Origin of the sequence: Novipirellula herctigrandis (genome assembly GCA_007859835.1) — a bacterium.
GTDB classification, from domain to species: Bacteria; Planctomycetota; Planctomycetia; order Pirellulales; family Pirellulaceae; genus Novipirellula_A; species Novipirellula_A herctigrandis.
In genome coordinates this window covers 6,079,572-6,105,044 of record SJPJ01000001.1, presented here as the reverse complement: position 1 = coordinate 6,105,044, position 25,473 = coordinate 6,079,572, and the positions used below count along the sequence as shown (strand labels likewise).

Annotated in this window: 24 protein-coding genes; 17 read left to right on the top strand and 7 right to left on the bottom strand. The window is 52.7% G+C overall.

What is annotated here, in order from left to right; genetic code table 11:
* Window positions 1–398 precede the first annotated feature (398 nt).
* The 4 genes from CA13_RS22360 to CA13_RS22345 all read left to right on the top strand — a co-directional run bounded on the left by CA13_RS22360 (window position 399) and on the right by CA13_RS22345 (window position 4,991).
* A complete protein-coding gene (locus tag CA13_RS22360; protein ID WP_146400439.1) occupies window positions 399–1,730 on the top strand; it encodes a porin in 1,332 nt (443 codons plus the stop codon).
* Window positions 1,731–2,289: 559 nt separating this feature from the next.
* Window positions 2,290–3,657, top strand: a complete 1,368-nt coding sequence (locus CA13_RS22355; protein ID WP_146403832.1) for an ammonium transporter — start codon at window positions 2,290–2,292, stop codon at window positions 3,655–3,657.
* A gap of 420 nt (window positions 3,658–4,077) precedes the next feature.
* Complete coding sequence (locus CA13_RS22350) at window positions 4,078–4,416, top strand: P-II family nitrogen regulator (protein WP_146400437.1); 339 nt, start codon at window positions 4,078–4,080, stop codon at window positions 4,414–4,416.
* 38 nt (window positions 4,417–4,454) lie between these two features.
* Window positions 4,455–4,991, top strand: coding sequence for a type 1 glutamine amidotransferase domain-containing protein (locus CA13_RS22345; protein WP_146400435.1), 537 nt, complete (start codon window positions 4,455–4,457; stop codon window positions 4,989–4,991).
* Window positions 4,992–5,097: 106 nt separating this feature from the next.
* Here the strand turns inward: CA13_RS22345 and CA13_RS22340 are convergent, their stop codons facing one another.
* Window positions 5,098–5,481, bottom strand: coding sequence for a group I truncated hemoglobin (locus CA13_RS22340; protein WP_146400433.1), 384 nt, complete (start codon window positions 5,479–5,481; stop codon window positions 5,098–5,100).
* A 244-nt stretch (window positions 5,482–5,725) separates the two neighbouring features.
* Between CA13_RS22340 and proS the strand changes: the two genes are divergently transcribed.
* Window positions 5,726–7,240 (top strand): proline--tRNA ligase, encoded by a 1,515-nt coding sequence (proS, locus tag CA13_RS22335; protein WP_146400431.1) that lies wholly within the window; start codon window positions 5,726–5,728, stop codon window positions 7,238–7,240.
* A 68-nt stretch (window positions 7,241–7,308) separates the two neighbouring features.
* On the opposite strand, the gene CA13_RS22330 is transcribed toward proS, so the two are convergent.
* Window positions 7,309–9,039 (bottom strand): hypothetical protein, encoded by a 1,731-nt coding sequence (locus tag CA13_RS22330; RefSeq protein WP_146400429.1) that lies wholly within the window; start codon window positions 9,037–9,039, stop codon window positions 7,309–7,311.
* A 498-nt stretch (window positions 9,040–9,537) separates the two neighbouring features.
* Here CA13_RS22330 and CA13_RS22325 point away from each other — a divergent pair, with 498 nt between their 5' ends.
* Entirely contained in the window at window positions 9,538–10,497 is a 960-nt protein-coding gene (locus CA13_RS22325; RefSeq protein WP_419194695.1) for a substrate-binding domain-containing protein, read from the top strand.
* A 199-nt stretch (window positions 10,498–10,696) separates the two neighbouring features.
* Here the strand turns inward: CA13_RS22325 and CA13_RS22320 are convergent, their stop codons facing one another.
* Complete coding sequence (locus CA13_RS22320) at window positions 10,697–11,866, bottom strand: collagen binding domain-containing protein (protein WP_146400413.1); 1,170 nt, start codon at window positions 11,864–11,866, stop codon at window positions 10,697–10,699.
* Between the two features lie 741 nt (window positions 11,867–12,607).
* Here CA13_RS22320 and CA13_RS22315 point away from each other — a divergent pair.
* On the top strand, window positions 12,608–13,723 hold the full coding sequence (locus tag CA13_RS22315) for a DUF255 domain-containing protein (protein ID WP_146400411.1): 1,116 nt from the start codon (window positions 12,608–12,610) through the stop codon (window positions 13,721–13,723).
* A gap of 60 nt (window positions 13,724–13,783) precedes the next feature.
* Here CA13_RS22315 and CA13_RS22310 read toward each other — a convergent pair whose 3' ends face one another.
* Window positions 13,784–14,062, bottom strand: coding sequence for a hypothetical protein (locus CA13_RS22310; RefSeq protein WP_146400409.1), 279 nt, complete (start codon window positions 14,060–14,062; stop codon window positions 13,784–13,786).
* Window positions 14,063–14,097: 35 nt separating this feature from the next.
* Window positions 14,098–14,766 (bottom strand): HEAT repeat domain-containing protein, encoded by a 669-nt coding sequence (locus tag CA13_RS22305; RefSeq protein ID WP_419194694.1) that lies wholly within the window; start codon window positions 14,764–14,766, stop codon window positions 14,098–14,100.
* A 556-nt stretch (window positions 14,767–15,322) separates the two neighbouring features.
* Between CA13_RS22305 and CA13_RS22300 the strand changes: the two genes are divergently transcribed.
* Together CA13_RS22300 and CA13_RS22295 are read left to right on the top strand one after the other, a co-directional pair.
* Window positions 15,323–16,336: a hypothetical protein gene (locus CA13_RS22300; RefSeq protein ID WP_146400407.1), complete on the top strand. Its 1,014-nt coding sequence runs from the start codon at window positions 15,323–15,325 to the stop codon at window positions 16,334–16,336.
* A 168-nt stretch (window positions 16,337–16,504) separates the two neighbouring features.
* Window positions 16,505–17,077: an adenine phosphoribosyltransferase gene (locus CA13_RS22295; protein WP_146400405.1), complete on the top strand. Its 573-nt coding sequence runs from the start codon at window positions 16,505–16,507 to the stop codon at window positions 17,075–17,077.
* Here the strand turns inward: CA13_RS22295 and CA13_RS22290 are convergent.
* Together CA13_RS22290 and CA13_RS22285 are read right to left on the bottom strand one after the other, a co-directional pair.
* A complete protein-coding gene (locus tag CA13_RS22290) occupies window positions 17,074–17,658 on the bottom strand; it encodes a hypothetical protein (RefSeq protein ID WP_419194693.1) in 585 nt (194 codons plus the stop codon). The genes CA13_RS22295 and CA13_RS22290 overlap by 4 nt on opposite strands.
* A 245-nt stretch (window positions 17,659–17,903) precedes the next feature.
* On the bottom strand, window positions 17,904–18,332 hold the full coding sequence (locus tag CA13_RS22285; protein WP_419194692.1) for an acyl-CoA thioesterase: 429 nt from the start codon (window positions 18,330–18,332) through the stop codon (window positions 17,904–17,906).
* A 113-nt stretch (window positions 18,333–18,445) separates the two neighbouring features.
* Between CA13_RS22285 and CA13_RS22280 the strand changes: the two genes are divergently transcribed.
* The 8 genes from CA13_RS22280 (at window position 18,446) to cimA (ending at window position 25,446) form a co-directional block, all read left to right on the top strand.
* Window positions 18,446–18,949, top strand: coding sequence for an acetolactate synthase (locus CA13_RS22280; protein WP_146403829.1), 504 nt, complete (start codon window positions 18,446–18,448; stop codon window positions 18,947–18,949).
* Between the two features lie 326 nt (window positions 18,950–19,275).
* Entirely contained in the window at window positions 19,276–19,545 is a 270-nt protein-coding gene (locus CA13_RS22275; RefSeq protein WP_146400401.1) for a DNA-directed RNA polymerase subunit alpha C-terminal domain-containing protein, read from the top strand.
* Between the two features lie 29 nt (window positions 19,546–19,574).
* Window positions 19,575–20,651, top strand: coding sequence for a hypothetical protein (locus tag CA13_RS22270; RefSeq protein ID WP_146400399.1), 1,077 nt, complete (start codon window positions 19,575–19,577; stop codon window positions 20,649–20,651).
* A complete protein-coding gene (locus CA13_RS22265) occupies window positions 20,648–21,241 on the top strand; it encodes a hypothetical protein (RefSeq protein ID WP_146400397.1) in 594 nt (197 codons plus the stop codon). The genes CA13_RS22270 and CA13_RS22265 overlap by 4 nt, the downstream gene beginning before the upstream one ends.
* Entirely contained in the window at window positions 21,242–21,874 is a 633-nt protein-coding gene (locus tag CA13_RS22260; RefSeq protein WP_146400395.1) for a hypothetical protein, read from the top strand.
* 645 nt (window positions 21,875–22,519) lie between these two features.
* Window positions 22,520–22,885: an STAS domain-containing protein gene (locus tag CA13_RS22255; RefSeq protein WP_146400393.1), complete on the top strand. Its 366-nt coding sequence runs from the start codon at window positions 22,520–22,522 to the stop codon at window positions 22,883–22,885.
* A gap of 40 nt (window positions 22,886–22,925) precedes the next feature.
* Entirely contained in the window at window positions 22,926–23,555 is a 630-nt protein-coding gene (locus CA13_RS22250; protein ID WP_146400391.1) for a sensor histidine kinase, read from the top strand.
* A gap of 307 nt (window positions 23,556–23,862) precedes the next feature.
* Window positions 23,863–25,446: a citramalate synthase gene (gene cimA / locus CA13_RS22245; RefSeq protein ID WP_146400389.1), complete on the top strand. Its 1,584-nt coding sequence runs from the start codon at window positions 23,863–23,865 to the stop codon at window positions 25,444–25,446.
* The last annotated feature ends 27 nt before the right edge of the window (window positions 25,447–25,473 follow it).

Sequence of the window (25,473 nt, the reverse complement as noted above, 5' to 3'; positions counted from 1 at the left end):
CGGTTGTCTGGTATCCAGACAACCGGGTTTTTTCGCGTCTTGACACCCCGAATAGTGTGGAAACATCCCCCATGTTTGCCCCCGTTATTGACTCCATTTCCGAGCCCACTCTTGCTAACCGGCAAACCTTACCAAATAAGCACCAACGGTCTAACCGATAGCCAATTCTCTGACTCAAGTGACTCAACTTACCCTATGGGTCATGCCGATAGTCCCGCCTAGGCGAGAGGTGCTCGCTGTGCCGCTTCAAGGGAAACGGCATCAGAAACAGCGAGTTTTTTAGCGGTGAACGAACCCATTTATGTGGAATGGGTTTCTTTTGCTTGCAAATTACCGATCCAAATCAGTTTCTAGAAGAACGTGATCGGACAAGGCTTACGGATGGGGAGTCCGCAAAAATGAAACGAAACTACTTGGCGTTAGTCGCCATGCTGTGTTGTGGTACCGGCTTTGCCGCCGAAGGCCAACGTGCTTACTATCAAGATGATCTGCAAGGCGTCGATCAAATCGCCCAAGTCGGGTTCTTGGGCGGCGACGATTGTGGCTGTGAAGTCGCCGAACCGACCTGTGGATGTGAAGGGCCCTGTGATTGCCCGGCCGGTGAACCGACCTGTGGCATGGAGTTTATGGACGGCGGATGCGACTCCGGCTGTGACAGCGGATGTGGCAGCATTTTTGATAGTGCATGCGAGTGCAATCTCGGTGATCCGCTAGTCCTCTTTGGCGAGTGCGGAAACTTTTCCGTGGGTGGATGGGCCAGCATTGGCTACCATACCGCAGCACTTCCGCTATTCAACAGCAAACCAAGCGAAGTACAACTTCACCAAGCATGGTTGTTCGCTGAGAAAGCACTCGATACCGAATGCGGTTTCGACATCGGCGGACGCATCGACTATATCTACGGCACCGATGGCCCTGACACACAAGCCTTCGGAATCGACAACGATCACTGGGACAACAGCTGGGAAACGCAAGACCAATACGGCCACGCAATCCCACAATTGTATGCCGAAGCTGGCTACGGCGATTGGTCGGTCAAAGCAGGGCACTTCTATACGACCATCGGTTGGGAAGTCGTGCAATCGACCGGCAACTTCTTCTACAGCCACGCATACACGATGTACAACAGCGAACCGTTTACCCATACCGGTGCGTTGGCAACTTTCTCGGGAATGGAAAAGCTTTCGCTCTTCGGCGGCTACGTAATGGGCTGGGACAGCGGTTTTGAAGATAATGGTGACGCGTTCCTAGGCGGAGCTACCTTGACACTCAGCGACGATGTCGCGGTGACCTATTCGGCCGTTGGCGGTATCTTTGCCAACAACCAAGCTGGATTAGAAAAAGGCTACATGCATTCGATCGTTGCTGACGTCTCGCTGACGGACAACCTTCAATACGTTTTCCAATCTGACTTGCTCAGCAGCGAAAATCGAATGGGTGGCACCGTTCGCGACACCTTTGGTGTCAACCAGTACCTAATTCGCACCATCAACGATTGCTTGGCTTTGGGTGGTCGGTTTGAATGGTACAACGCGGAAGGAACCGCCGGAGTTCCAGTCGGAACCGACGCGGACATCTATGCTTTGACCCTGGGTGTCAATTACAAGCCACACGCCAATGTCACCGTTCGACCGGAAATCCGTTGGGACTGGGATGACAGCAGGTTGGTTGGTTTGAGAGATGGCGACAAGCAAACGACATTCGGAATCGACTCGGTTATCACGTTCTAGTCATCTGACAAAAACGACTACCATCCTGAAAAGGCGGGTTCTTGCGAAAGCAAGGGCTCGTCTTTTTTTCGTTTGCTACGCGCCAAATTGGCCTTCCGACGGCTGCGAATATCGACGCAGTCATTGCCTGCCTGCTATCCAGGCACCACCTATATCAAATGCCTAAGCACTGGGCTTTGACTCTTCCGGTTTTGGCGAAAACAACGGCAAATCAAGAAAAATTCAATTTCTTAAGTCTTTTACCTACAGCCACTTAGACACAACACCTCCGCGAAGGCACGAAAGTTTGGCCCAGCGCGTGCTAACCCTTTTGGCGTGGAATGGCGGAACCTGTTTTCTACAGCGATCGGCTCGCGAGCGATTATTTATGGCCCGGGCAGGAGTTGATAGTGAGAAACCTTGAACATCCGCCGCTTCCTCAGCAAGTATCAGGCAAACAACCGTTGTGGTTGTTCGTTCCTCCAATTGGTTTCACATCGCAAGAGAAGAAAGAAAGTAGGCGAGTTCTATGTTACAAAATTTACGAGCACCAATGCTCACCCTGTTCGTGTGTTTGGGGATGATGGGAGTCGGCTTGACGTTCGCGTCGGTCGCATCGGCTCAGGATGAGTCTGCGGCAGTCACGGAGGTTGCAGATGCAACCGACGCGGACGCAGTCGATGCAGCTGTAGTTGAGATGGACCAGGCGGCAAACAATAAATTTGCCATCGAAAACATCATGCTGTTTATTTGTGCGGTTTTGGTTGTGTTCATGCAAGCAGGCTTCGCGATGGTCGAAGTCGGCATGAACTCTGCCAAGAATACCGTCAACATCCTTGCAAAGAATGTGATGGACTTGGGTGTGGGAGTGATTCTTTTCTTTGGTGTCGGATACGCGATCATGTATCCGGGATTCACCGAAGAAGTCACTCAAGGCGAATACTTAAGCATTGATTCGAGCCGCATCTTTGCGATCGCCCCTGGTTCTCAAACCGATACGTTTGACCCCCAGGTCGACTTTTTGTTCCAAGTTGCCTTCGCGGCGACGGCGGCAACAATCGTTTCCGGCGCAGTGGCTGGCCGAATGAAGTTCGGTGCTTACTTGATCTACAGCGCGTTGTTGACGGGTTTGATTTACCCAGTCAGCGGTTCTTGGAAGTGGGGTTACGGCTGGCTTCACGACATGGGCTTCCATGACTTTGCGGGCAGTGCAGTGGTCCACGCAGTTGGCGGCTTCGCTGGCTTAGCCGGTGCGATCATCCTTGGCCCCCGGATTGGACGATTCACAACCGATGGTAAGAGCGTTCCTCTTCCCGGACATAACGTTACATTTGCGGCCTTGGGTGTATTCATCCTTTGGATCGGTTGGTACGGATTTAACCCCGGTAGCGTCTTGGCCTTCGGCGATTACGACTCGGTCGTCAATACCATGCTCGTCGCCGTCAACACGACACTTGCACCTGCTGCGGGAGCAGTGAGCTGCTTGGCAGCCGCATGGCTCCTGTTTGGCAAGCCTGACTTAACGATGGCACTCAACGGTGCGCTCGGTGGCTTGGTTGGGATTACCGCCAACGCCGACTGTGTTACGAACATTAGCGCCTTAATCATCGGAGCCATCGCTGGTCTGTTGGTTCTCCTCGGTGTGCTGTTGCTTGACAAAATGAAGATTGACGACCCTGTGGGTGCTTGGCCTGTTCATGGTCTCTGCGGAATCTGGGGCTGTCTTGCTGCAGCTGTTTTCGGCGGCAAACCATGGATCGCTCAAATCGTTGGTACGAGCGCAATCTGCCTATGGGCATTTGTCACAATGTTCATCTTGTTCGCAATCCTGAAAGCCATCGGAATGCTTCGAGTTTCGCCGGAGGAAGAGCAAGCTGGTTTGGATATCTCCGAGCACGGCATGCATGCTTACCCTTCGGATGCAATTTCAGGCGGATCGATCGCATAGTTTGCGACGATTGTCTGAGTACAGAACTACCTACCGCAGCTCCGCCGGAGTCACACGAGAAAGGATCTCAAGGTTGTGCCCGGCGGAGCAGCCCGGTAAGTAAAAATAGCCTGACGCCACAGTCAGCGAATCAACTAACGCTTGACTTCTTGGCTCTTGCCTGGGCCAGAAGAAGCCCCAATGGCCCGCGGCGGATGTCCGCCTCATTCGTCCGGGTCGGGGTTTTCTTACAAAGCTTCGGCATCTAAGAACGTCACGATCGAGCCGACCCGCGTTTACGCGGGTCGGCTCTTTTTCTCTTTTCAGTTGGTCTGATCGGATCGATCCAAACGCGCGCCATGAACCCCTGACCAAGGATGCCATTTCCAACTAAAATAAGCACGCCCTTTTGGCACCGTCCTCCACGCTTGAAGAAATCCCGTGAAGCTCATCATCGCCATCATCCAACCGAGTAAACTTGAAGCGGTCAAAGAAGCGCTAACCAAAGTCGATGTCTTTCGATTGACGGTGATGGATTGCCAAGGCTTCGGACGCCAAAAAGGTCAAACGGGTGTCTACCGTGGCCATGAATTCAGCATCAACTTGCTTCGCAAAGTCCAATTGCAAATTGCGGTAAACGAGGAATTCGTCAAACCCACCGTCGATGCGATCTTGGCTGGCGGTTACTCTGGTGAAATTGGCGACGGTAAGATATTCGTCTTACCGATGGATGATTGCATTCGAATTCGAACCGGCGAACGTGGCTCCGAAGCGATCTAGAGCAATCGATTTTCAACTCAACAAAGGCGACCTCAAAGATGACGACACAGGCCCCTCTGCCGCTGAGCGGAAAACGTGTTCTCCTTTTCACCGGCGAAATCTACGAGGACCTTGAACTTTGGTACCCAAAGCTCCGGCTTGAAGAAGCAGGTGCGACCACGGTGATGGCCGGGCCGAAAGCGAAAACGCATTACAACGGAAAGCATGGCTATCCTTGCACAAGCGACAAATCATTCGAAGAGGTATCCGAACGAGAATTTGACGCGTTGATCGTGCCTGGCGGATTCATGCCCGACAAGCTGCGACGCGACCCATTGGTACTGCAATTGGTGCGAGATTTTGACATTGCACTTAAACCGATTGCCGCGATTTGCCACGGTGGATGGATTCCCATTTCCGCTGGTGTGTACCGTGGCGTACGAGTGACCGGGTCACCTGGAATCAAGGACGACCTTGTCAACGCAGGTGCGATTTACGAAGACGCTAGTGTCGTCGTCGACGGTCATCACATCAGTAGCCGGCGCCCGGACGATTTACCCGACTTCTGCCGAGCGATTATTGCCCGAATGAGCTAATCGCATTGGGGATAGACACAAACAGGTCACACGGCCAAGTCACACGGCCAAGTCACACGGCCAAGCCACACGGCCAAATCACGCGGCCAGCCAAGACCTACATACCTCACCCATCGACATTACTATCGCCGGTGATTTTGTCTTTGTACGTTGCCAATCGCCCCAACGCCATGTCGATATCGCGATCGGTCGCCCCATGCTCACGAGCTGCTTCGGCAAAGTGCGTGCAAAATTGGGCAAAATGATGAGCCCGAATGCCGCGGTTTCGATGGGCGGCCGTCAATTCGACGCCGGCGTAATTCAGCGGTCCATCGAACGCGCCTGCTAAAAACTCAAACTGCATTTTTCGAATCCGATCCATGTTGGCATGTTCAAAAATCGGAGCGAGCTCGGGATCCGCTAACACTTTTTCGTACATCGAGTTGACAATATTCGTCAAACCCAAGGTACCGCCAATCCGTTCAAACAGTTCTTCGGAGTCTTCACTCATTTCTTCACGCCAAAAGGGGGAGAACGCTTCTAGGAGCACCAACGCGCTTCCACAGTTCCCCTTAGTTTAACGAATGAACCTACCAATCGGTTATACCGGGATGCATTTTTCAAGTGTGGTGACTTGTCGCCTCCAAGCACGGTTTTTCTGCGTTTACCGGGCCTTGGCAAAAGCTGCCGCAGCATCACAATCTGTAAATCGCGTTTTCGTTCTGTTTTCACTCCTGCCCCTGTGATTGACCACCATGGCAAAAGCTCCCAAAACCGCCATCCAACCGACTCGCGCCGAAGACTACCCCGAGTGGTACCAACAAGTGATCCGAGCAGCAGATTTGGCTGAAAATTCACCGGTTCGCGGCTGTATGGTCATCAAACCGTGGGGATACCGGTTATGGGAGAACATGCAGCGAGCACTCGATGACATGTTTAAAGCGACAGGGCATCAAAACGCTTATTTCCCGCTGTTCATTCCGATGAGCTATCTCGAGAAAGAGGCTGAGCACGTCGAAGGCTTTGCCAAGGAATGTGCGGTGGTCACACACCACCGCCTCGAACCGGATCCCAACGGTGGCCTCATGCCGGCCGGCAAACTCGAAGAACCGCTCATTGTGCGCCCCACTAGCGAAACGATCATCGGTGCAACCTACGCCAAATGGGTTCAAAGCTACCGCGACTTGCCGATCCTGATCAACCAATGGGCCAACGTCGTTCGCTGGGAAATGCGGACGCGGATGTTCCTTCGCACCGCCGAATTCCTCTGGCAAGAAGGACATACGGTCCACGCGACATCCGAAGAAGCCATTGAAGAAACCGAACGGATGGTCGATGTCTATGCGGACTTTGCCGAAAATTGGATGGCGATGCCAGTGATTGTCGGCAGTAAGACGCCAGCGGAGCGATTCCCAGGAGCCATCGAAACGCTGTCGATTGAAGCGATGATGCAAGACCGCAAGGCGCTGCAAGCGGGAACAAGTCACTTCTTGGGCCAGAATTTTTCGAAGGCTCAAGAGATCATGTTCCAAGCTGAAAATGGCGAACGCGAATATGCCTGGACCACAAGCTGGGGCGTGTCAACGCGGTTGGTCGGCGCGATCATTATGTCGCACAGCGATGATGATGGGTTCGTCATTCCGCCACGATTGGCTCCGGCTCAAATCGTGATTCTGCCAATCTATCGCGACGATGCTCAGCGAACCGAAGTGATCGAATATGTCGAGTCGCTTCGCAAAGAACTCACCGATCAAACATACGCAGGCATGCCGGTACGAGTGGAGGTCGATGATCGTGATGTCCGAGGCGGTGAAAAGAAATGGTATCACGTCAAACGTGGCGTACCAGTTCGTGTCGAAGTAGGACCGAAGGATATTGGAAAAGGGTCTGTCTTTGTTGGCCGTCGTGATCAACCAAAGAGCTACGGAATAGGCCGCAATGAATTTGTTAGCTCGATTGCTGAATTGCTCGGCGAGATGCAGCAAGGCCTATTCGATCGAGCATTGAAAATGCGCGAAGACAACACGGTGGAGATCACCAGCGAGAAAGCCTTCCGCAAGTTCTTTACGCCCAAAAACGAAGAACAGCCTGAGATTCACGGTGGTTTCGCCAACTGCTTCTTCTCGAGCGAGGAAAAGGTCGATGCACTACTGAAAGAGTTGAAAGTTACAATCCGCTGCGTTCCGCGAAATGCGAAACAGGAAAGTGGCGTCTGCTTTTTGACCGGTGAAGAGACCACGCAAAAAGCAATCTTTGCCAAGGCCTACTAGCAGAGAATTGCCCCGATCAGAAAAAAAGGGGAACTCTTTGCGAGTTCCCCTTTGTTCCCTAATCGCTTCTAGCGGCGTCTGCCTCGTCCGCGTCCGCCACCACCGCCGCCTCGAGCGGGTGATTTTTTGTGGTTTTCAACGTTGGAATCAACAAGCACCGAGACGGTCTCAAGCCATGTCGGGACATTGGGCCGCGGTTCGGCCTGTTCTCTGCTTTCCGATTCACCACCTCGACCACGTCCGCGGCCGCGCCTTCGACCGCGTGGTTCGTCGTCACGACCTTCATCGCGTGATGATTCATCGCGAGACGCTCTCTCACCACGATCGTCTGCCTGATCACGACCTGCCTGATCACGACCTGATCGCGATCGTCTACGGCCTCGGCGAATCTCTTCCACTTCTTCGGCATCTTCATGATCGTCGTCAAACGCCGATGAGCGACCGAGCGTATCATCCACTTCGTCTAGACGCTCTTCGCGTGGGCCATCGGTTTGCTCCTTTGCACCATCGCGACCACGACCTCGGCGTCCCCCTCGACGTCCCCGGCGACGCGATCGCCCACGAGTTGTTTCTTCGTCATCGTCCGACGCTTCACCGCTTGCGGTCACGGACGCTTCAACATCATCGTCGTCAACAAACAAGTCCGATGGCAAGTCCTTATCATCATCGTCTACGAGCTCACCCGCGAAACTCGGTTTTCGACTGCGTGATCCCCGCTTTGATTCGCGAACTGGACGATCCTCGTCTTCCTCCGAGCGAGACGTTCTGGACCGATCTACGTTTTCTCCTTGCGAGCTTTCTTCTTCGCTGATCCGTTGTCGAACACCACGACGTCGACCACGGCGACGTGGTCGCGAACCTTCTTCGCGGTTTTCACGACTTTCTCGGGCTTCGCGAGTCTCGCTGGAAGCTTCGCTTTGCACCTCGTCCTCGGTATCGTCATCATCAAACGCTCGTGGCTTCGACAAGACTTCATCAAGTTTCGCGGCCGGCTCTCCACGACGCCCACGATTCGGTCGGCTATCATCGCGTGAACCGCGGTCTCGATTTCGGTTACGACCGCGACTATTGCCGTCTTCACGATCCTGCTTCGGAGGCTCGCTAACGACATTCGACGCGAAATCATCGTCGCTCTCGTCCTCAACCGACTCAGGCCCAAGATCGACTCCCAGTCCGGTTCCAAATTCGTTTGATTTGGATGGAGGTTTTGCCGCTGGTCGTCGGGTTTCTCGACGGGGTGTGTCTCGACGGGGCTTTTCTTGAGTCGCTTCTAGCGATTCATCCGCGGCCATCTTGTCAACCTTGACGCCTAGTTGACTCGCCAGGCTACCCCAAGCTTGATCCATCTCTTCTGGATCATCTTCGCCCTCGAAAACCGAGTTGGGTGCCGATGCAGCGGGCTCGTCTTTAGGCTCATCGAACTTCGGTTTCGCCGGTGGAGCGTTTACCGATGGGCGGCTGGAAGAAGGCGTGCTTGACGCGACGACCGATTTTTTCGGCGGTCCGAAGCCCGGAATGACTGCTGGAGGCTTCACCGAACGCAACGCTTCGATGACATCTTCGACCGATTCGGGCATGTCCTCTTCGGGTTCTTCTGGAGCCACTGCCGGTTGCTCAACGTTCTCTTCGGGCTCGACAGGCTGCGTTTGAGCAGCGGGTTCCTCTTGTTCCTCCGATTGCTCCTCCATTTGAGGAGACTTTTGTTCAGGTTCCGTCGCAGGTTCTTCCGATTTTGGCGGTTCGGCTCCGGCAGGGGTTCCCAGCAAATTGGCTAGGAAGTTCCAGTGATCTGATCTCATAAGAAAGGCTGTTCGTTGTATTTTGTTGTTTTGGACGGGGATTTGCAGGTTGCAGCTGGCGGAAACGCGAAAAACGCCTGCCAAGTGTCGTCAAATATGCCACTTGGCATCAAAAGGAGACGATTCGCTTGGGGTTATGGCGGCGCATGACCTGCAGAACAATTCAGTCTAGTGGCAAATTGCAGCATAACAGTGGCCATTTAGACTTTGGAAACCGCTTCGTGCACACTTTTTGCACCTTTCGGTTTAGCCTTATGTATAGCTTGGTGACATTTTTCCCCCAAGGCCGAAGCTAGAAATCCAGCCTGAATGTGGAGGAAAAAGGGCCCAAAGGCCCCCTTTGCACTGTCAATTGTGAAGAATACTCCTTTTTCGTGCCGCGTCAGACGAATCTTTTGGCGACCCGATTCATTGAAAGTCGGCAGATTTGGCGAAAATCAGCTCAGCGTCATAATCATCGTTAGCAAACCCGCCCCCCAACTTGATTGGATATCGATCATGCGAAGCGTCGTACTTACGTTATTGACCCTGACTCTCGTTCATGGAATTGCGAACCGGTGTGCTGCCGATTCGCCAAAGCCGCTTCGGCTGATCTTTATTACCTGTTCTGTGGAGGCAAAGTTTTTTGAGCCGGTTAAAAAGGGGATGCGAGACGCCAGTGAACAATTGGGGGTGTCGAGCGAGTTCATCGGAACCGTCGGCGTTGACTTTCCGAAGCAAGCCGAGATGGTTCGCCAAGCAGTCAAGGATGGTTACGACGGAATCGCATTGAATCTGGTTCACCCCGAAGCATTCGACCAAGTGGTTGCCGAGGCAATCCAAGTGGGCGTTCCCGTCGTTGGCTTCAATACCGATGACCGTGGAACCGAAAATGCCCGATTGAGTTGTGTCAGTCCGCTGCTGTATGAGGCAGGTCGTCATTTGGGGGAAACGGTATTGGATCAAATCCCCAAAGGATCACACGTTCTGATGACCATGCACGACCCCGGTATTTCGTCCTTGGAAAATCGCTTGCGAGGCGAGCAAGATGTTTTGAAAACCAAGAACATCAAATGGACTGTCATTAACACTGGCACCGATGCGGCCGAAGGAGCACGAAAGATCACCGAAACGCTTCGTCAGAACCCTGAGATCCATGTCGTCATGGCAACCGGCCAAGCCGACACGGAGGCAGCAGGCCGCGCGATTGCGGAAAACTTTTCGGAGGAACAAGCCAATCGCAAGTATTGGGCGGCTGGCTTCGACTTGTCACCCAAGACACTCGAGTTAATTCAATCGGGACACATTCGATGCACCGTGGATCAACAACCTTATGTTCAAGGATTTTATCCCGTGGTACAGCTAACCCATTATTTGCGGCATGGCATTATGCCCTCCGATGTCGAATCCGGCGCGGCAATCATTGACGTCGAAAACGTCGATCAAGCTATCGCAGGGACGAAGGCGAATTATCGATAGTCCACTATCGCATGCGCGAACAACCAATGGCTAGCGTTTCGCACGATCATGAAACGAGCGAATGCCTATTCCGTGGCGACTTGTCCAGCCCGACATCCAGCGATGTGCCCCGGTCAAGCGATGGCAAAAAAAATCGGCGTCACGCTTAACCGTGACACCGATTCTTAATGCATATAAAACTGGTTTTGTCTAGCGATTTCTAGATGCCTGATGGCGATGCGACTGGCCCTGCGGTGTCATCATCGTTGCTCGTTGCGACAGGGATCGCGATCGCAGCGGCGATGCCACCGAGAAGCCCTAGGCCTCCGATACTTCCACTCCCACCGCCCGATGCAATTCCGCCGCCACCGACGCTGCCGCCCATGCCAGCCATGCCGCCCATGCCGCCGGAGAAGGAACCGCCGACGTTTCCGTGACCACAGCAGTCAGCTGAAACGAGGTTCTCTGATCCGATCATTGCCGGAACTTGCGTCATGCTGGCCCCAAAAGGATCCACAACGCCTGGGATCATCGTCGGCGGGACCAACGTGACCGGAAGGGACCATGCGATATCGTTTGTCATCACAGAAACGAGTTGATGTTTGGGATCATGGCCATTCGCTAGTGCGGCCGCCTCGATTGCTTCGAAGGCAAATGTGGCGTAACCCGCCGGCCCAGCAGCAACGACACCATGAACTCCGGCACGAACACCTTTGAATAGAAATTCGCCGGCTTCGTTGGTGTAGGTCTTTCCTACAGCCAATCCCTTTTGCGTCAAAACGACTTCGGTACCAGCAAGCGAAACATTCGATGACGTAGGGTCAAGAATCGATACCAATTGACCTTTGAGAATACCGCCTTCGCGAAGTTGAACTTGATCAGAAAAGGAAGTCTCCCTTTCGATTTGTGACATTACATGGCCAAGTTGATTGGCATGTTTCTGCGAAAACTGGCTTGTGAATTTGTCCATCCAAGGAGTCAACTTTTTGACGTTGACTGCTGCTAGCGGCATTCGCAGACTGGCTCTCGATTGCGGTTGGATAAACAGGATCGTCGAACCGTAGACATTCTCGCCCGCAGCAACAACCGCATAGGGGCCTGCGACGATGTCATCAAACCTCACTTTGCCCTGCGAGTCGGCGACATACTTCTTCGCGACGCCATAACTATCGACCAAAGTTACTTTTGCGCCAGCCAAAGCGATGCGGCTTTGGCCTACGGGAACGTCGAGTTGTAGCTCGATGGAGTCGCCTCGGGACTGAGCATCGCGATGCTTTATTTCACTTGTTTCTATTTGGACGCGAGTCGAATCAGCCAAGGCGATGGATCCAGTAACTGAAATCAACATCGCAGCAATTGCGGATACCGTTTTTTGAGTTCGTTGAGCCACGTTGGATTATCCCCGTGTGAGTCACCGCGAAGGGTTTCGGATCGCGGTTTCGGTTGGTGTGGTGCTAAATCAAATTTTCAGGGAGCCACTCACCTCGCTTAGACAAGTCGCTGCGGAAACTTACGACAAAAAAAGTACAATGCAAGCAAAATCCCTAATTAACAATGTCGACGCAAGCGTTTGATCACTACAGCCTGCACCCGCAACCTTCTTTGTCACCACTTGTATCTTTGGCGCGTCTCTTTGACGCAACGAGAATTTTAACGCAACGAAAAAACGAGAAACCGGGTTCTAGCGTTCGTAAACCTCGTGCACCAAAGATCCTCGTGCACCAAAGATCCCCATGCACCAAAGATCCTCGTGCACCAAAGATCCTCGTGCACCAAAGATCCTCGTGCACCAAAATCTGAAACGGCGAAAGCCCCCCCCGGAATGAGTGAACAAGCTTGTCCAACGAGAGATCGGGCGGGGGCTTGGCAGCAACCAGCAAAAACACAAATTGCTAGCAAACTGCTGGTAATTTGGGCGCATGTTTGGCACAACCAGCCAAGTTGAAGCGTTTGCGGTCCTGCGGGCATGTCAAAAAAACATGAGCCAAGATTGAGGTGGCGTCAAAGTTTGCGCAATCTGTACTTTCCCCTCAAGCGACACCATCCCGAGAGTCGAAAACGATTGAACGAGAAGAATTTTTCTCTCCCCAATTTGCCTCCCACGGTATTCGAAGACACTAGGACAAGTTTGATGCGTCAGGTAGCCCTAACCCTTTCCTGTTTTGCGGTCCTCAGCGTAATGACCGCAACCGAAGCCTCGGCCGAAATCACTTGGCAAGAGAATTTGCGGACCGCTCATGCGGAAGCCCAAAAAGAGCACAAGTTGCTGTTGTTGCATTTCTACAGCGACAATTGCGTTTGGTGCGATAAACTCGAAAAAGGCTCCTTCCAATCCCCCGATGTCGCCGAAGCGATCGACCAGAATTTTGTTGCCGTGAAAGTTCACGCGAACAAAAATCCTCAGCTGGTGAAGATGTTTAAGGTTACCGCGTTTCCAACCGACGTGATCGTCACAACGCAAGGAAAGACGGTATCACATAGCGTCAGCCCACAAGCACCTAACCGATATGTCGCGATGCTGCAAAGCAGCCTACCCAAACCAGCCCCGGGCATGATGCCGCCCGGAACGCCAAACAGCCACGCCCCTATGGTTGCTCAGCAACAACCTCCCCAGCAAGCAGCACCCCAAATGGGCTCGCCAGCACCAACATCACCATCTTTCCAAATGCCCCCACAAATGCCCGCGGCGTCCACTGGTGGTGCGACGGCGCAATTGGCGAGTTCGCGAATGGAAAGCCCGAGCTTAGATGCACCGAACCCTGGTCTGAACGTTGCCTCCAAGGAAGCCCAAAGTCCGAGCGAAAAAGAAACCACCAGCACGGAAACCGCTACAGTTGAAAAAACAACCGAGAAGTCAGGGGAAGCGGAATTGGCGATGGAGGGTTATTGTGCCGTGACAGTCATCAAAGAGGATCGCTGGGTCGAAGGCAAACCCGAGTTCGGCGTCATTCATTTGGGCAAACTCTACCTCTTCTCTAACGACGAAGCGATGCAAGCCTTCTTGGTTGATCCGGTCACTTACACACCAGTGCTCAACGAAATCGATGTCGTTCGATTTTTTGAAGAAGGCCGCATCGTCCCTGGCAAACGCGAATGGGGACTAAAAGATCCGACACACAACCGGATGTTCTTCTTCGCTGACGAAGCCGCAATGAACCATTTTTGGAACGAGTACGAACGCTACACCGACGCGGCCATCAACGTGATGGAAAAAGCAGTGAAAGACGCCAATCCCGGCACGTCCTGATCGTGGTTAGCCACTTCCGTGCTATGAGATGATGACAAGATCATTGCGAATAGAACGAACTTAGTGAGCCGGCGAAACGGAAGAACGCGGAGCAACGCTTGACGATGCAGGACGTGCGTACGACGGGCGGGCACCACTGAGAATCGTGATACCGGCTGCGAATGCAGCCAATGCAACCGCGAACCAAACGCCACGCGCTGCGGACTTACCAAATCGATCTTTGATAGCCCCGATCGTTCTCAACTGATAAGGTGTCGACCAAGGACCTATGGCGATGGCTGTGGCGACAATCGAAAAGAGGATTGCCAACGAACCGACCAATGTGTCGTCGTATCTCATGGGTTGCCGTATCTCAACATTCAGAAAGCTTCCTATCAAGCGTCGGTTTGGCGGAGCCGACGCTCAAGAACACGGATCTGGGCCCGTGAATTTTCGATGTCGGGACAAATCTCGACACAGTGGCGAAGCGAACTGATCGCACCTTCATAATCACGCTGCATCATCCTGCACCGCGATAAACCTTGCCAAGCGAGGTAGTGATAACGACAATGCCACAAACAGGCTCGGAACGAAGTTTCCGCTTGTCGCACATTATCCAAGCCTTGCCAACAAATTGCCAGCTGGTGATGAGCTTCGCTGTAACGCGGTGCTTGGTCCACAAGGATCATCGTTGGTGCAAGAGCCGCAGCGTATTCGCCACCATCGTTCAAATGCATCACTTGAAGCAATTGTTGGTGATGCCGAGGTGCCGCGTCGCGGACCAACAGAGCGCGGAACGAATCATCGCTCGCCAACCGAACGCCCCGGTCGGAATCCGAAAGTGCTTGGCCAAGAGATTCGATCGAGCTATGGTCTCCAAGCATCCCAAGCGACAGAGCCGCAGCACGTCGCATTTCGACGTCACTGCGTCGAAGTAAACTTGCCAAAGTTGCGGCCGAGTAATACTCGTCCACCTCGGCAGCAAATTGTGGAGAATTCGCACTGGTTAGGTAGCGCCGGTAGGCGACCGTCAATCGTGTTGTCCGTACAAGAGGAGATGTCACTAGGATGTCCGTCAAAAGTAAAGTGAATCGCTGATCTCGGTCGCGTGCATGGTACGCAGTCAAATTCGCTCGGCAAGCAATCTCGTTCACCGAGGGTCCGCATCACGGTCGTCAAAACCGCCAACGCATGATCGTACGACCAGGCCACCTCATCCTGTCGCATCGAGTCGTTACAGATCGCAAAACGACGTTTTTTTAAGTACAATCGTTTCAGTTCAATGCGAGTCTAGTTGCCGAAAATGCGATCGACAACCAACCAATCTGCGACTTCTTGTCATCTCACATTTTTCGGTCGGACACTCATGGCAAGACGACGCTCCCCACAATGTCGCCAAGTCCCCCAAACTACCTGAAAGCTATGCAAAAAGCGAACTTTCCAAGCGTTCACGCCGACTTTGGAAGCGAGTATTGCGCCTCAGGTAGAATTCACTTTTTTTCTCATCTTGCCATCCTAACTGCAATTTTTTGCACCTCGTCAGTCACTTTCGGACAACGCCCTCGGTCCGCACAACCAAGCGGAGCCATTTCGTTAAAGGACCCTTTATGTGCCAGAATGATGGGGCAAAGCACGGCTGTGATTAACGGCAAGGAGTTTGGTTTGGCGATACGCGAATTCGCCGACCAAGCCGACGCCTCGGTTTGGATCGACCGGCACGTTGACCATTCCGCTCCGATTGATGCTGGGCAAGTGGGGCCGACGGTCTACATGGCGATGAAACAAATTGCCCAAACCCGAGAGTGTGTCGTCATGCCTATTGCGGGCGTCGTGTTGGTCGGTCGTCCGGAGTGGGTCGACGCGACGGCAACTTCGATTGGTTCGATCGTTCAATCGGCATCGGTTTGGTCAACGCCGAAGAGGATTGACGTTCAGTGGTCCGAGGCGACCACGCCGAACGACTCGCTCTCACGCATCTTTGATGCGGCGTCGATGAATCCGACCCATCGAGCATTGGACCACGATCTTTGGCCCGCCCAACGGTGGAAATCGATCGATCCTGCTGTGGCGATTGCGTTGGTATTAGCCCAATTTGATTTGACGTTCGCATCACCCTCTTTACCAAAACGATTGGCGACCGAACCGATCGATGTATCGAATCGGTATGCACAAAAATACGATCTCGGGGCTTACCGCACCAAAGTGTTAGCGGTCATCCGACGCAAGGACCGGTCAAGTTCGGCGAAAACAGACCGAGGACTTCTTGAAGTGACGGCGACAGCGTCAGCCCACCGAATGGGTATTGATGAATTTTTCACGACGCAAGCCAAAAACCATCGCGACAAAAATCGCCGAACACCGGTGAGCCTCGACACCAACAATGTCTCCTTGAACTTGCTCAACACTCCTGCGATCGAGATCTTTGAAAAATTGGCGTCCGCAACAGGGCGGGCATGTGTGATCGATTCTGAAGCCAAAAGGGCTTGCGAGAAGATGGTTTCGCTAGAGGCAAAAGAAACCTCCTTTCGAAAGCTGGCCACACAGATCGCCGAACAAATTAGTGACCAAGGAATCATCAAGGCTATATGGAGTCGTAATTCCCTAACGATATCAGCGGCCCCAAAGGTTCCCTAAACGGCTAGTCTGATTTAACCTAGATAAGTATGCTGGACGAGCGTTGGCCAACCTGAAAAAACCGTTGGCCAACCTAGAAAAACATTAGGGCCAACCTGAAAAACATTGGTCAGCCGAAAAAAACATAGCACTTTTTCACCCTTACCTTCCCGCAAAGCGATACTCGACATGGACCTCCGCAACTACGTCCGCGACATTCCTGATTATCCCAAACCAGGCATCCTGTTTCGCGACATCACGCCTTTGCTGGCCGATTCAAAAGCGTTTGCTGCATCGATCGAGGCGATGGCTGAGCCCTTCTTGAATTCGGGTGTAGATGTGATCGCTTCTGCGGAGGCGAGAGGTTTTATTTTTGCAGGGCCATTAGCGGTTCGGCTTGGAGCCGGTTTTGTTCCGATTCGCAAACCAGGCAAATTGCCGTTTGATCTACACTCGTTCGCCTACGAGCTCGAATATGGATCCGACGAACTGCAAATCCATGTTGACGGCATCAAACCAGGACAACGCGTTTTGCTTGTGGATGACTTACTGGCCACCGGTGGCACGATGGAAGCGTGTTGCCGATTGTTAGAACAATGCGATGCGGCGATCGTCGGATGTTCGTTTTTGATTCACTTGGCTCCCCTGGGCGGTGAACCACGATTGAATCCCTACAAAGTTCATTCGGTTCTTCGTTACGATTCGGATGACGAGGAAACCGATCTCAGCGCTCAAAATGAACAACCAGGGCTCCCCGGTTAGAACATCTGATTCACACCTTGAATGATCCACTTGAATCCAGCTTGGATTCTTTGTGAGGTTCCAAGTTTGTCGCCAATACCGGGCGAGGCGAGCACCGCAACAAATGCTAACAGCAATCCGCCAAACATTATCACAGCGCTGTTATTGTCGTGAATATGCCGGTGTCGTGACCTACCAAACCAGGACGACTTGATTGGCGAAGGTTTGGTCAAATCCCGCAATCGGCGAAGACCTAATTGGACGTGCCCATCCGGGGAACTAAAAAACCACTGTGGGTACACTTCGGTACGAGTACCGTCATAGTCGAGTTGCCATGTTTCCCCGATCTTAATGCTGGGAGCTTTCTTCGAGCTGATACAAACCGTGAAACCATCAATGGACGTCTCTTGGACTTCCACTGCAACCTTGCGGCGACCAATGCGAATTTTTGCATTGCGAATTGACTCCGGAACAGGGCATCGAAAAAAGCTCTGTGGCATCGAATTGTCGACAGCGTCCGATCGATTTTCGATTGCGTGTTCGGCAAAGGTCTTTTCAGATCCAGATTGACCAGCTTTGTAATTTGCAGTGGCGACAGTCATCGGTACGCGTCTTCCATCGAATGCGGGGTAGTTAGCTAGGACAGGCGTTAGCTAGGACAGGCAGTCAAGTGATTAGAGCAGAGCCATCACACACATTTCCCCCGCGGCGAGACTCTGCAGTGAACCCTACCCGATAAATCAAACAAAGCAAAAAAACCGGGATTTGCTCAACAAAGAAAACACACCTTCTCGGTAAAATATCCCGATTGTGATGACTGTGCGTGTTGAGCATCAAGGCATCGTCGCTACCAATGGCTTGGCAACCGGCGTGGTTGTCCATTTCGGTCGACACATGCGATCGTGGTGGTCCCTTCGGCGATCAATTGGCCGTCCCGTTCAATCCGGTAATGGTGATACAACCGAACTTTTCGAAAGCCCGTCAATTCGGTCGTCTGGGTCAGAAGGTCATCGAAACTGGCCGGAGCGTAGTACTTGACGTTGATCTCGGTTACCACCAGCATGAAGCCAGCCTCTTCGAGGCGTTTATAGCTCAGGCCCGCCGAACGGAGCATCTCCACCCGACCACGCTCAAAAAAGCTTGCGTATTTAGAGTGATGGACGTGTCCCTGGCCATCCGTTTCGTGATATTCGACTCGGAAATCGATCGAATGAGTCGCTCCGTTTTGAAAAATTGGCGATTCATGGCCCATTTTTATCGCTTCTACCTTTATCAAGATTGCCAGATCCTACGAAAAAATAGCGAAGATTGACCAACAGCGTGGCCGAAGCCTACACTGAAAGCAGATTTTTACCAGCATTTACGCTTCAAGACGAGCACAGCATGGACATTAGCGAAGGTTCGGGTTCAGGAACCGCATTTGAAACCGCTCGCGGGCGGAATTACCCCGCACTTCGTCAATTCACGGTCTTTCTCGAAAACCGTGTCGGCCAACTGCTTGAAGTCGTCAAACGATTCGAAGGCACAGGGATTCGAATCTGTGCCTTGTCGATCAATGACGCCGCCGAATGCGCATTTGTTCGTTTCCTAGTGAGCGATGCCGATCGGGGACGTGAAATTCTAGAGCGAAGTGGATTAGCGATCATCGAAACCGACCTGGTTGGAATCGAATTGCCCGAAGGCCCCCAACCGTTGTTGCGAGTCTGTACCGCATTATTGCAGGCCGAATTGAACATCGTCCAAGCCTACCCCTTGTTCGTTCGCCCTCACGGCAAGCCCGCCGTCGCAATCATGGTCGAAAACATTGAGTTCGCCATGAAGACGCTGCAAGAGAAAGGCTTCCAGATGATCACCGAAGGGGACTTAAGCGACGACCCAATCGGAGACGCGTGACCCGAGTGTCAACGCAGTGTGAGATAGAGCATGCGATGCGCCTTGGGTGTGACGGCCCATGCGTTTGCCGCCGCAGCAGCAACGAGGCCGTCACAATGCGAGTGATTCGGTGAGCTTTTTCGGCATGCTACAGCCAGCCCTGTCTCGTCTCAAATAATTTGCTTTCATAACGCCCTGCGAAAACCTTTTCGTTTTTCGGGTTGGGACGTTTGCCAATTGCGGCGGAATCTCCTAATATCTCGTCTTCTCCGAACAGGTATGTTGGGATAGTAATCTGACACGTTCGGAAACCGAACCAAATCATTGAATTCAGGGAGTTGGACACAATGACGCGTATTCCTATTAGCCGAGCGGAAGAAGAGGCCCGTCTACGTCACGAACGGTTGGACTTGAGCATTGCCGAAATGGGGCTGTCCGTTCGAACAACGAATTGTTTAGAGGAAACGGGCATCTTGACTGTTCGTGACCTGCTTCATGCGACGCCTCGCAAGTTACTTGGGATCAGCAACTTTGGTGAAAAGACACTCGAGGAAGTTTACGCCGCCCTCGAAGCTCTTGGTTTTTACCGTCCTGGCCAAAAGCCGGCTTCTGTTTAGTCTTTAGGTAAGCAAGTCGTCTTTCATCCATGCCCCGATTTTCAAAACCGTGGTTCCCAAAGCCGTGGACCAAAAAGCGGGGCAAACGTCGCATCGGAAACACGCTCGGCGGAATTGCAGGCGAAGCGATTTTCTATGCTTCGCTGTTTTTCCTCGGTGTGTTTGGGCTGTCGATCGTATTGATCGCTTGGTTCGTCCCCGAACGAGCCCCCGAGATGTCGTCCGAAACGCTATCCAGTTCACTCAGTTTTTGGATTTTTGGGATCTTATCGATCGCATTGATTGCCAGCGGTGCCACTGGGTTGCTCTATCGACTCAGCGACCTTTCAACCAGCCACGAACGCCGATCCGCCAAAGCGGCTCGGGCGAGTTCGATTGAAATCATTGGCCCGGGGGCCGACGGCGAATCGAAATTGCCCAGCGTTCCTCAGGGGCGACTGCTAACCGACAGCCCCGGCGAACGGCTAACGTACCGGTTGGCAATGAAGAACCCGGACGAAGTCGGTATCGCGGGACCAGCGATGTTGGCGTTGCTATGGAGCACGGTTTGGTTCGTCTTACTGGCTGTGGTGGTGTCAGGATTTTACTACGGCCGGCCACGTTACATCTTGATGTGCCTGTTGGGGCCACTTGGCGGGATTGCCTATTGGTCGTTCCGTTCGTTCATCCTCGGGCTGCGCCGAATCGCTGGCGTAGGTTCCACAATCGTTGAAATCAGCAACCATCCACTGGTCCCGGGCGAGACCTATCGCTTGTATGTTTGCCAAATGGGACGGTTGCGGCTGAGAAGACTAAAAATTATTTTGTGCTGTGAAGAACAGACGTTTTACCGTCAAGGAACGGATGTTCGGGTCGAAAAGCATGATGCATTTACTCAGGTTATCTCGAATACTCGCGATGTTGAGGTTGACCCACAAGCCCCTTGGGAACAACAATTAGGTATCGATCTTCCCGAGAACGTCATGCATTCTTTCGTCGGTTCTCATAATGCGATTCGTTGGAAGATCATCGTTTCCGGAGAGTCACGCCCTTGGCCATCGTTCTGCCGAAGTTTTCCCGTCATCGTTCACCCACCCGAGGTGCCGCCGAAACGCAGCCCGCGGTGAACGTATGCCTATGTCGTGAAGACGGGACTTACGAGGCGGGTGAATCGCTTACGACTCAATGGCGAATCAGCCGAGTACCGCTGGACCAACTTCAAGGTTTGGAAGTTTCGGTACTGTGGCACACCGAAGGCAAAGGGGATGAGGACTTACACGTCCATCATTTTCACCGGCTTGATGAGAACCAACTTCGTCAGCTTGGAATTGCCGACTCCCAATCGATCTCTTGCAAATTACCTTGTACGCCGTTGAGCTACCACGGGCATTTGATCCATCTTCAGTGGTGCATTCGACTCCGTTTGTTTGTCGAAGGGGGACGCGAAATTGTCACCGAACAGCCCTTTTATCTCGTCTCAAGCCGCCGAGTCGTTACGCCCGAGCCAACGACCAGACCATCCGCCGATAGATCCGATGCAAATGCGTCGGCAACAAGAACAAACCTTGACGGTGCTGGCCCCAATGTAAAGCGTCGCAGGTTGACGATCCGCAAAGGGTTTGTTCATCACGCGCGAAGCAATCGTCGAGCGAATTCCGCAGTGGCCCCCGACTCTCAGTCCGTTGATTCGGCCAAGTCGGCGGATACGAACATCTAAGTGGAACGACAGGCTTCGAATCCGTTCTGTACACGTTTTGTGCGTCCTGGAGCGATTTCATATCGTTTTTCGAGTCGCCCCGTTTCGACCGGTCCGCTCCAAGAATTAGTTGACCGAATCCCCGAAAACCGTTTCTCGGCGATTGTTGGGAACCATGGCACAGGCAAATCGACCCTCATTCGTTCGCTTGCCCCCCTCCTTTCAAATCGATTCGATACGATAGGCGAAGTCCTACTCTGCGCACGCGAGCCGAAAACAAACCGCTGGTGCCATCACAACCAAACCCGAGATCAAGTCACTCGCGAGCAAAGCCGCATCAAATCGGGGGGACTTTTGATCATCGATGGATTGGAACAACTCAGCTTCCCCGCAATCCTGGTCATAGGAATACGAGCCAAGCGACGTGGCCAACAGGTTTTGGCAACCAGCCATCACCCCATCCTCGGATTCAAGACGCTGCACCGGACTACACTCTCAGCAGAATTAGTCCAGGAACTGACCGAGCAATTGATTGACGGTATTCCTTCGGACCAGAAACGCTTAGTGATGAACGAAGTCCAACGACGGATGGCCAGCGAAACGGTCAACCTACGAGACCTTTGGTTCGACTGCTACGATCTGGTATGCCGATAGTGCTGCAAACTGGCCCCCCAAAACCGGTACCTTGCCGCAGGACTGCGATACAAAAGGCCACTGCATTTCAGACACTGTCTAAGGAAATCACTGCCCACGCGCAAATATTGCAGGAATTGATTGCTAGCCCTTTCAATCCTGATTTCCTGCGGCAATGACGCACAAATGAACAGTCAGACGCGTCAACGTATCTTGGGAACAATGGCTAACTGACCGGAAATGAAATTCTCACCACGATCCCGGAGAAGCGATAAGAACTCGATCCACAGGTCGTTCGAACTACAGTAACAACGGAACAAAGGTTCCCGATTCACCCGCTGGCGAACACCAAAGGCAAACGAACCGACACCACCGAGTGCTTCGCTGAGGCGTGAGACAGCGAAGTCGGCGAAGCGTCTCGGAAAGACTTCCACCGAACACGCGTCCAGACGCCCCCCCAGCCTGTTGCAAAATCGTGGCTTTAGCGACTCAATCGGCCAATTCAAACCTAGCCCTCAAAAGGGATGCTTCGCTGAGTTTTCATTTGAAACCAATCAACGAATTGCCATCGGCTTGTCGTGCTGATAACCTATTGGGTGTACTCCGATTGGCGCAAGCCTTCGATTGATCTCCCGTTCTTCTCTTTGAAACCTCTGAAAGCAACGCATGTCGGCCGTCACGACTCAAACAAACAACGATATTTTGGTAGTCGGGTTTACGGACAGCAAAATCCTTGATTCCCAACGAATTGAGCAAGTAGGACGTGAACTGCAGGAAATCGTTCCGCAAGCAGTTAACAAGAAATTGCTGCTGGTCTTCCGCGGAGTATCGTTCATGTCATCGGCAATGATCACAAAGTTGGTCATGCTCAATAAAGGATGTAAGGCCCAAGGGGTGACATTGAAATTCTGCGAAGTCTCACCCAATGTGATGGAAGTGTTCAAGATCACGAAGTTGAACAAGTTGTTCGACATCCAAGGCTCGGAAGAAAAAGCACTGGCCAGCTTCGACAAGAAAGGTTGGTTCGGTTAATTAATCTTGGTTGGCACTCGCTTGATGGAAACCAAGATTAATGGATCAAGACGAATTAACGCGCTTGCTTGAAATGGAACGGGCATCGATTGGACATGAAATCCATGATGCTCTTCTGCCGCATCTCTTCGCAGCCTCCGCGGCATTGCAAACCATGGTGGATACGGGGCATCCGAACAACGAGCGCCTGGTAAAGGCAGCTGCTTGGATCGACGAAGCAATGCAAAAGGGCCGAACGATCCTGCATTCGGCCTACCCTCCGGAGCTTGAGCAAACACCTTGGCCCAGTGCTGCCCAGATGACGATCGAACAGCTGTTCGATGAAATGACCCTGCGTAATGTCACCATTGATTTCCAAGTGACCGAGTCTGCTGCTTCGATTCCCCGACCGGTTTCCGCATCGGCTTATCGAATTACGGTCGAAGCAATACGCAATGCGATCCGTCACGGCAATGCGACCGAAGTAGTGGTGCAGGCGACTTTGGACAACGGTTCTTTTGATTTGGTGATTCGAGACAACGGCCAAGGGTTCGATCCCAAGGGAGTCGCGCCGGATCGCTTTGGGTTACGGTCGATGAAAGGGCGGGCTGAAATCGTTGGTGGTTCATTCACCGTCCAATCCAAGCCGGGCGGCCCAACACAAATCGAGTTCACCCGGATTGGCCTTTAATCGGTTGCTTTCCCAGTAATTGACAATCTAGGATTCATGCTTATTCTGTGGTTACCCATCCGATTCCTTTGAAACAGATAAAACCTGTGGCACCTTTACCCATCACAGATTCCGTGATTATTAGCGTTGTCGGCATTACTAGCCGGCCTTAACGCGGGGACGATTCCCGAGCCTGCCGCAGCGGAGAACGCGGATTTGGATCGAATCGAGATGCCAATCATTGACCATCAACCCCCGAGGCCAACAAAAGCTTCGGGGGTTTTTTCGTATACTCAGCGGCTGAAACCTTCACACTTTGTAATATCGCATGAACGCTAAACCCATCTTGATCTACGACACCACCCTTCGCGATGGCTCCCAAGGCGAAGGGGTTAGCTTTTCGTTGCAAGACAAATTGAACATCGCAGAACGGTTGGCTGAAGTCGGCATCGACTTTGTCGAAGGAGGCTACCCCCTATCGAACGAAAAAGATGTCGCGTTCTTCCAAGAGATCAAAAAACGAGATCTAGGTAAGACCAAAGTGTGCTCTTTCGGGATGACGCGTCGAAAGAACATGAAGGCGGAAGACGATCCGGGCATGAAAGCACTCGTGGCGGCCGAAACACCCTGTATCACTCTGGTGGGCAAAACATGGGACTACCATGCAACCGAAGTGTTAGGGGTGACGCTTGATGAGAACTTGGCACTGATTGGCGAGAGTGCCGAGTTTCTGGCCCGTAACGCGGAAGTAATCTACGATGCGGAACACTTCTTTGACGGCTTCAACTCCAATCCCGACTACGCCATCCAAACGCTTCGGACCGCTGCATCCGCCGGCGCGGCTTGGTTGTCACTCTGCGATACGAACGGAGGAACCTTGCCCGAGCGAGTGGCCGAAGTGACTGCGATCGCAAGAAAAGAACTCGCCGATTTCGATGTCATGTTTGGCATCCATTGCCACAACGATTGTGAATTAGCGGTTGCCAATTCGCTCGCCGCCGTCGACGCCGGAGCGACACAGGTACAAGGAACCATCAACGGGATCGGTGAACGCTGCGGCAACGTCGATCTGGTTTCCGTCATGGCTAACCTTGGACTCAAAAAGAAAGGCTACGTCGTACTCGGCGGAAAGTCACTCCAGCCGCTAACACAGCTCAGCCGATTCGTCTACGAAACTGCCAATTTGCAGTGGCGTAACAGCCAACCCTTTGTCGGTCAAAGTGCTTTCGCTCACAAAGGAGGAATGCACGTTCACGCGATCAACAAGGCCTCGAAAACGTACGAGCATATTGATCCGGTAATGGTCGGGAACGAACGACGAATTTTGGTCAGTGAATTATCGGGCCGCAGTAACATTGTTGCATTGGCCACAAGGCACAACATCAACGACGACCGTGAATTAATGGACAAGATATTGGCCGAGGTCGTACGATTAGAAAACCAAGGCTACCAATTTGAAAACGCAGGTGCTTCGTTCGATCTACTAGTTAAACGAATCGCCGGAACTTTCACACCGCATTTCGAAGCAATCAAGTATCGCGTCGTCGCAGGGGATCGTGATAGTGACACGCATGCGGTTTTTGCTGAAGCAGTCATCAAATTGAAGGTCGGTGAAAAACTCTGGTTCGATGCCGCGGAAGGGCACGGCCCGGTCAACGCCCTCGACGCAGCTCTTCGCAAAGCACTCGCGGACGACTACCCGGAACTCGCCAAAATGCGATTGATCGACTACAAAGTTCGTGTTGTTGATTCGGGTGCGGGCACCGCCGCGTCGACGCGAGTGAACATCGAAAGTTGCGACGAACAAGAATCGTGGGGCACGATCGGCGTCAGCGAAAACATCATCGAAGCAAGTTGGCGAGCCCTAGTCGACGCCGTTGAATACAAACTTCATAAATCCGAAGCACATTAGACTTTCGTGCACTCGACTCGCATCGAA

What these genes read in the sequence shown, in the direction of transcription:
- CA13_RS22345 (WP_146400435.1), top strand. Translation starts at nt 4,455, where the DNA reads ATGACGACACAGGCCCCTCTGCCGCTGAGCGGAAAACGTGTTCTCCTT.
- CA13_RS22275 (WP_146400401.1), top strand. Translation starts at nt 19,276, where the DNA reads ATGACGCGTATTCCTATTAGCCGAGCGGAAGAAGAGGCCCGTCTACGT.
- CA13_RS22360 (WP_146400439.1), top strand. Translation starts at nt 399, where the DNA reads ATGAAACGAAACTACTTGGCGTTAGTCGCCATGCTGTGTTGTGGTACC.
- proS (WP_146400431.1), top strand. Translation starts at nt 5,726, where the DNA reads ATGGCAAAAGCTCCCAAAACCGCCATCCAACCGACTCGCGCCGAAGAC.
- CA13_RS22340 (WP_146400433.1), bottom strand. Translation starts at nt 5,481, where the DNA reads ATGAGTGAAGACTCCGAAGAACTGTTTGAACGGATTGGCGGTACCTTG.
- cimA (WP_146400389.1), top strand. Translation starts at nt 23,863, where the DNA reads ATGAACGCTAAACCCATCTTGATCTACGACACCACCCTTCGCGATGGC.
- CA13_RS22295 (WP_146400405.1), top strand. Translation starts at nt 16,505, where the DNA reads ATGGACCTCCGCAACTACGTCCGCGACATTCCTGATTATCCCAAACCA.
- CA13_RS22300 (WP_146400407.1), top strand. Translation starts at nt 15,323, where the DNA reads ATGGGGCAAAGCACGGCTGTGATTAACGGCAAGGAGTTTGGTTTGGCG.
- CA13_RS22325 (WP_419194695.1), top strand. Translation starts at nt 9,538, where the DNA reads ATGCGAAGCGTCGTACTTACGTTATTGACCCTGACTCTCGTTCATGGA.
- CA13_RS22250 (WP_146400391.1), top strand. Translation starts at nt 22,926, where the DNA reads ATGGATCAAGACGAATTAACGCGCTTGCTTGAAATGGAACGGGCATCG.
- CA13_RS22255 (WP_146400393.1), top strand. Translation starts at nt 22,520, where the DNA reads ATGTCGGCCGTCACGACTCAAACAAACAACGATATTTTGGTAGTCGGG.
- CA13_RS22330 (WP_146400429.1), bottom strand. Translation starts at nt 9,039, where the DNA reads ATGAGATCAGATCACTGGAACTTCCTAGCCAATTTGCTGGGAACCCCT.
- CA13_RS22290 (WP_419194693.1), bottom strand. Translation starts at nt 17,658, where the DNA reads ATGACTGTCGCCACTGCAAATTACAAAGCTGGTCAATCTGGATCTGAA.
- CA13_RS22310 (WP_146400409.1), bottom strand. Translation starts at nt 14,062, where the DNA reads ATGAGATACGACGACACATTGGTCGGTTCGTTGGCAATCCTCTTTTCG.
- CA13_RS22355 (WP_146403832.1), top strand. Translation starts at nt 2,290, where the DNA reads ATGATGGGAGTCGGCTTGACGTTCGCGTCGGTCGCATCGGCTCAGGAT.
- CA13_RS22315 (WP_146400411.1), top strand. Translation starts at nt 12,608, where the DNA reads ATGCGTCAGGTAGCCCTAACCCTTTCCTGTTTTGCGGTCCTCAGCGTA.
- CA13_RS22270 (WP_146400399.1), top strand. Translation starts at nt 19,575, where the DNA reads ATGCCCCGATTTTCAAAACCGTGGTTCCCAAAGCCGTGGACCAAAAAG.